Annotated in this window: 5 protein-coding genes; 2 read left to right on the top strand and 3 right to left on the bottom strand. The window is 66.9% G+C overall.

Going from position 1 to position 6,084, the window contains the following annotated elements; translation table 11 throughout:
- Positions 1–842: 842 nt before the first annotated feature.
- The 3 genes from NIE79_RS26620 to NIE79_RS26610 all read right to left on the bottom strand — a co-directional run bounded on the left by NIE79_RS26620 (position 843) and on the right by NIE79_RS26610 (position 4,105).
- Positions 843–1,505: a class I SAM-dependent methyltransferase gene (locus NIE79_RS26620; protein WP_238681163.1), complete on the bottom strand. Its 663-nt coding sequence runs from the start codon at positions 1,503–1,505 to the stop codon at positions 843–845.
- Positions 1,481–2,791 carry an ATP-dependent nuclease gene (locus NIE79_RS34290; RefSeq protein ID WP_238681162.1) on the bottom strand — a complete coding sequence of 437 codons (1,311 nt, stop codon included), beginning with the start codon at positions 2,789–2,791 and terminating at the stop codon, positions 1,481–1,483. The genes NIE79_RS26620 and NIE79_RS34290 overlap by 25 nt, the downstream gene beginning before the upstream one ends.
- 585 nt (positions 2,792–3,376) lie before the next feature.
- Positions 3,377–4,105 (bottom strand): hypothetical protein, encoded by a 729-nt coding sequence (locus NIE79_RS26610; RefSeq protein ID WP_238681161.1) that lies wholly within the window; start codon positions 4,103–4,105, stop codon positions 3,377–3,379.
- 376 nt (positions 4,106–4,481) lie between these two features.
- Between NIE79_RS26610 and NIE79_RS26605 the strand changes: the two genes are divergently transcribed.
- The gene (locus tag NIE79_RS26605) at positions 4,482–5,357 is read left to right on the top strand and encodes a hypothetical protein (RefSeq protein WP_238681160.1); all 876 of its coding nucleotides are present in this window, start codon (positions 4,482–4,484) and stop codon (positions 5,355–5,357) included.
- Positions 5,358–5,745: 388 nt separating this feature from the next.
- The gene (locus tag NIE79_RS26600; RefSeq protein ID WP_238681159.1) at positions 5,746–6,084 is read left to right on the top strand and encodes a pilin; all 339 of its coding nucleotides are present in this window, start codon (positions 5,746–5,748) and stop codon (positions 6,082–6,084) included.

The raw sequence follows: 6,084 nt of genomic DNA, 5'->3' as shown, positions 1-6,084 counted from the left end.
TTCCCGCGGAGTGCTCTGCGGTTCTGCGATGTAGTCGAGAACGCTCTATGTCGCCTGGTAGGGGAGTGTGCGCAGGTCAAGGCGGTAAGGAGCCGATGGTTGGCTTGGCCTTGCAACTGGGAGCAGATTGGGTGCAGGTTGGCGAAGAGGTCACCGCGCCCGAAGTGCTCACCGACGGCGGACAGAGCCGAGGGCTTTGACCTGCGGTGATGCGATGGAGCGGTGCGGCGTGACCTCCCAGTAGAGGTCGAAGTGGTCAGGCGTGTTGCTCCAGGATGGCCGTCGCCGGCCGGCGTCTCGGGTCGCCTAACGCCACGCCTGTAGGTCTGCTGTGGATCGACGTGAAGCATCGCGAGTGAGCCTGCTGGAGTCCGTCACGGTCCCGTCATCTGAGACGCCGATCCCACGGGCGGCGTCCTGACCAGGCACTCCAAGCTGGTGAACTCTTCGGCGGGCCCGAAAGCGTCACCGTCGTGGGTTGCACCGGCGCCCACGACGCCCTCAATTGTCGATGTCAGCGCACATTCGACGCCTCGATGCTGCTAACTGTTCCTACCGTGGTTATCTCGATGGACCTGTCTGGATAGGAGTCCCGGCAGGCCCAGGCGAGGATGTGACAGGCTCCGGCAGCGAAGAAGGCCTGGTCTGTTCGGTCCCATGCGACCCGTTGGTCTGACCGTTCGATCGGCGTCCGACGAAACGCTCCCGCTGCTCTGGCCGCCATGGTCCGGACGGTAGTGGATGAGCTGACACGTCCGATCATGCCGCCGACGGGGCGGCGCGATGAGTAACCTGCTGTGGTGGCGAAGCGGTCCGGTCATGCCGAGTTGAGGGTTTGCGCGTCAACGTGGTGGATCAGCAACAGCTTTCCGGGTGAGCAGATACCCCTGCGCGGGGCTGTCCGGCCTATCGGCGGGGATGCCGCCCCAGAACACGGTGGTGAAGCCAGCGTCCGTGACGTTTTGTTCCATCTCCTGCGGGGTCTGCCAGTAGAGGTCGAATTCGACACCAAGATTGGTGCTGCGGCCCGCGCGTCGGACCTGACTGGTCCCGGCCTTGAACGCGGTCACCAGGTAGCCGCCCGGTTTGACGACGCGATACAGCTCGCCAAAGGCCGCTTGTCGATCGCCTGGTTTCAGGGAGATGAGGGAGTACCAGCAAACCACGCCTGCCAGCGACGCGTCCTCGAAGGGCAGCTCGCGCAGGTCGGCGACGTCGAACCGGAAGGCCGCATGGTCACGCCGGGCTACGCGGATCATCTCGGGTGAGAGGTCGACTCCCCACGGTGCCAGGCCCCTGGCCGCCAGGTAGGGCGCGAGGCGTCCCGTCCCGCAGCCAACGTCGCCGACGTTGATGCCCATGTCCGTGGCAAGCGTCAGGTCGCAGAACAGGTCGAGGACGGCCCGTTCCGCGGGCATGCGATCCAGAGCGTCAGCCAGGCGTTCGGCGTAGAACTCGGCGAGGACGTCGTGTGCGGCTCTCAACTCTTCGGTGTTGGCGTCCACGAAGGGACTATAGGAGCGCAAGCCTCGTCCGCCCATGGGCGATGCCCAAGCCGCGCAGGCCAATTAGGAGTTGCACGACCAGCGTGGGCAGCCGTAAGGAGAGCGACAGCCCGGGCGCCTCGACCGAGGCCTGGCCGGGCTCGGCCACGGTTGTAGGTCAACCTATGCCCCTGGCGGTTCAGTCCCACCAGATCCACCACCAGGCCCGGTTCATGAGGCTCTCGGCGTAACGGATGAGGGTGTCTCTGCTGGGCTGCCACACGTTGTCGGGGCAGAACGCATAGTGTTACATCCCAGTTGAGTATTTCCCTTGCCACCGTCATCAGGGTGTCGCGAAGGAGATCCTCGGTCTCCGGTCGGGTCACCTCGCCGATGTAGAAGTCCTTGGCCCGCAGGATCTCCTTCTGCCTCATGAGCCGGATGAACTCATCCTGAGTAGCGGCTTGGTCGCCAGCGGCGTCGGAGTCCAGCAGCGCCGCTACCTTCAATCTCTGACCGCGCAGCAATGTGCAGTAATAGATGACCTTGCTCGCGGACTGAGCCGGGGTGATCGCGATGTCAGCGCGCATGGTTGCGACGCCGGCCTCGCGCATCGCGGCCGTGACGCCTTCCAGCATCCACATGTCGGTGATGCCCTCGCAGACAAGGTTCCGCTTCTGACCGAAGAGGCTCTGCGCGAGCTCATAGCCGAGTGCGGCCTGCAGTGGATAGACCGACCGCGGATCATCGACGATAAGCGTGGTGTGGACCTTGGTCCCGGTGGACCGGTCGGTCATCTGGACGACCCGTACGAGGTGCAGCTCGTCGGGGCCGACCATAAATGGCGAGTGCGTGGTGTAGACAATCTGGTTGTTCTCGGCCAACAGCGACACGGTCTTGCGAAACTCCTGTTGCTTGAGCGCGTGCAAGCTTAGCCCTGGCTCGTCGAGCAGCAGGATGGCGTTCTTCAGATCGCCCTTGGCCTGCGCCCGAAAGACAACGAAGAAGCTCACCAGCCAGCGGAAACCATCGCTGCGCTGGTCGAGCTCGACTTCGACACCGATATCGTCCTGCACGACGACCTTGAGGTACTGGCCGTCCGCGACAAACTTGAGCGTCACGCTTTCGTCGCCCCATACCCGACGCACCATCTTCGTCAGGTCGACGCTCGCGGCATTTAGCCGGTACTGGCGCTCGTCGAGCTTTTCCTGCCAGACTTGCTCATGCCGACGGTGCTGGGCCATGGCGTTCTCGTCGTGCCGGTTGGCAGGCAAGCTCGGAGCGGTGGTAGCCGCCAGTTCGGACAACTGCTGGGCGGTGAAGCCGAGCAGGTCGAGCAGGCAGAGGTTGCCGAAGTCGAAGTTGTCGTCCAGCTCACCGCTGGCCTGAACGCAGCGACGAGCACTCGATCGCTAGCAGTGATCCGGCATCTGCGGCGTGCCGTCAGGGGAAGCCGTAGAAAGCCTCGAGGGTTGATGCGGAGGGCATGACCTGTGCGGGCGACCACGATCGGGCCCGGCTCAATCGCCAACTCGACTGCGTACCCGGCGGACCAACCCAGGAACATCAACGCTGACCGGTCGGCCAGCCGCCCATCGCGGTCGACCGGCGTGACCACGCACCGGATCTCGGCACCGCGGGCAGCATTCGTCGGAATCGGTATCGGCAGCCCCAGCAAGGGGCGCAGCTCGGGGCGGGTGGCTGTGTGCGGTTGGGTGGCAGGTTGAGTTCCCGACTCAAGCGGCGCGCCATCGACTTCGCGCCACGCGGTGGTACGGTCGTGCACCGGATCAGCGGCGGCGTTGTCGGTGACTGGGGCTGAGTCGTTGCTGTGGCCGCGGCGAGGGGTGGCGGGTTGGGATGCGCCAACCCCGGCCTGTCTCGGGTCGCGGTCAGCCATGACGACTCCCGTTGGTAAAGACCATGAGGTCGACGCCGTAGCTCGATCCGTTGTCGCCGGTCGGCCAGCCCTGCCGTGCCGCCTCGGCTTCGGCCTGCGTTGTGTAGTAGAGGAACTCGTCGTGGTCGCCGGGTCCGGTGACGGCGACGATGTGCAGGATGTGGGTGAGGCCTGCGGAGCGGGCGGCGGGCAGGAGTTCGCTCAGGTGTTCGGCGTGCGTCGTGCCGGGCTGGCCGGGTGCCGCGGAGCTGACGGCGGCCATGGCACACGTGTCGGCGGTCATGATGAGCCGGCAGGCGGCGAACAGGTCGGTGATGCTGGCCGGTGTCCGAGTGTTGTGCCGTGGAGGCCATCGCAGGACGACGAGGCTGATCGGGTTGGTGAGCGCGTCGAGGTCGGCGACCGTGGTGGGGTCGGTGATAGGCCGGTACGTGCGGGACGTGAGGCAGCTGGCGTTCTCCAGGTGCGGGTCGCTGTCGAAATCGACGATCGTGTCGCCGCGGTGGGTGTACACGAGGATGAGTCGCTGCGCTAGGCGCGACGCAAGCCGGCTGCCCGGGTGGGCGGCGGGTGCGGTGTCGTCGCGGTTGTCGAGGCGCCAGACGGCGATCGGGACATCACCACCGATGAGGACCGCCTCGTTGGTGTGCTGTCGTGCCTGGTAGTGCGACGGGTTCGGGTGGGTCGCGCCGTTCGGGGTGGCGTCAGGTGAAGCAGTCATGGGCGGGTGGCTCCCGCGCTGGCTGACCGTGTTCGCGTCTACGAATGGCCTCGCCGGCCCGGCTCAGAGCACCCGGTGACGGGGATGGTCACCCAACGGCACCCAACAGCGGTTGGACCTGTTGGGCGAACGCCCGCCTTGCTGTGCTTCACCTCAGGGGCATCTCTACGGCCCCGGGTCTGGTGGTCCGCAACTCGCGGATCTTCCCTGGCCAACAGCATCCAACAGGACGGTGAGCTGGGCTGGTGGGTGGCGCACTCTACCGATGCGGGGCTGCGCCTGTTGTTGGATGTTGGGTGGAGGTGCCCTGTGAGCAGGCGTAACAGGCTCTCGTCCGCGCTCGTGTGTTCGTGGACTGTTTGGTAGCTGTGCGCGGATGGAGGTCTCGCGCCGCCGTTATGGTGCGGCGCCTGAGCGCCTCGTGAGGGATGCCATGTCTGTTCGATCCTGGCCGTCGTCGTCGCTGTCCGCGGCCGGCCGTGCCTTCACTTTGCTGGTCCAGCCGCCCACTCCTGTCGGATTCGACGGTCGAGGGTTCGACGGCCTGCCCGACGAGATCCTGCCGCTGGAACGGCTGCGCGCGCTGCTGTTGGAGCCGCGTACCAGTGTCGAGGTCCGCGACGCGGTATGGCGCGAGCTGGTTGTCCGCGCTCGCCGGGACGGCCCGGCGTGGGTCGTGGCCGCGGTTGGTATTGCCTTGCCGGGCCTGCGGCACCTCGCTGGACTCCTCGCGTTGGGGTGGCGGGGGGACACCCGTGACCTGGACGCGGAGCTGCTGGTCGGGTTCATCGAACGTCTCACGACCATTGACCTGGAACCGCCGCGGGTAGTCGGCCGCCTTATTGACGCTGGTCTGCGCGCGGCCCGCAAGGCCCGCGATGCGGATTGCGATGCGCAGCTCATTCACACGGGCGTGACCGGGCCGATTGCGCCGGTGCAGCCGTGGGATCACCCGGACCTGGTGTTGGCCAGGGCTGTCGCGGCCGGGGTCATCGACGCGGACGAGGCGAACCTGATCGCTGCGACCCGCCTGGAGGACGCCACGCTCGCGCAGGCAGCGGCGCGCCTGGGTATCACCGCCAGCCTGGCCTCGTCGTGGCGGTTGAAGGCCGAACGTCGGCTTCTGGAGGCGATTCGCGCGGGCGATCTCGCCTTCGTGTCGCTGCATCCTCGCCGGCGCCGCAGCAATGCCGTGACGCACCACCGGGCCGCCGCGACTCACCAGCGGGTCGTCGTATCGACGAATGCCTGACCGTCGCCCACCAGCGCGTCACTCCCACGGACTCCGCGACTCACTGTCAGGTCGCCACGACCCAACAGCGCGCCGTCCTCGCCCCACACCGAGTCGCTGTCGCAGGAGCGACCCAACAGCTGCGGCGTGTTGGGTCGCTGTTGGGTCGCCGCGACGCGCCGGACGTCGTGTTGGCCACCCAACAGTGGGCCTTGGTGGGTAAGACATCGGACCGAGAGTCGGGCGGTGTCGGCGCCCCGGGGATCGGGGCGCGGCCGGCCTGAGTGGCCGTGTTCGCACCCGATCACCTCACGGCTGGAAGGAGCGATGCTCCCACGGCCCGCCCGGTCCCCGGTGGCGCACCTCAACCCCAATCGGCCCCGCAGCTGCGGGGCGGGAGGTGCTCACCATGGTCCGCCACATCCTCTACCGCTGCACCGTGGTCACGGTCGCGTTCCTGACGTCCGTGACCGGCCCGGCCCCGGCGTACGCGGCTACGCCGCACGTCCTGGTCGCCAACTCGCTGCCCGTGGTCATCAGCAACATCACCACCTGGATCGTCGGGATCCTCATCGGCGTTGCCACCCTGTTCCTGACCATCGGCGGCCTGCGTTACCTCGCGGCAGGCGGGGACCCGACCGAGCTGGACAAGGCCAAGTCCGCGCTCAAGAGCGCGCTGATCGGTTACGCCCTGGCCGTGCTCGCGCCCATCCTGCTCGCCGTCGTGCAGGGCTGGGTCGGGGGCTGA

The organism is Micromonospora trifolii, from assembly GCF_022229005.1.
GTDB lineage: Bacteria > Actinomycetota > Actinomycetes > Mycobacteriales > Micromonosporaceae > Micromonospora > Micromonospora trifolii.
The sequence above is the reverse complement of the archived record's forward strand: the minus strand, read 5'-3'. Positions and strand labels throughout refer to the sequence as shown.

Coding starts and splice junctions, on each gene's coding strand:
- NIE79_RS26610 (WP_238681161.1), bottom strand. CDS start 4,105: ATGACTGCTTCACCTGACGCCACCCCGAACGGCGCGACCCACCCGAAC.
- NIE79_RS26605 (WP_238681160.1), top strand. CDS start 4,482: ATGGAGGTCTCGCGCCGCCGTTATGGTGCGGCGCCTGAGCGCCTCGTG.
- NIE79_RS26600 (WP_238681159.1), top strand. CDS start 5,746: ATGGTCCGCCACATCCTCTACCGCTGCACCGTGGTCACGGTCGCGTTC.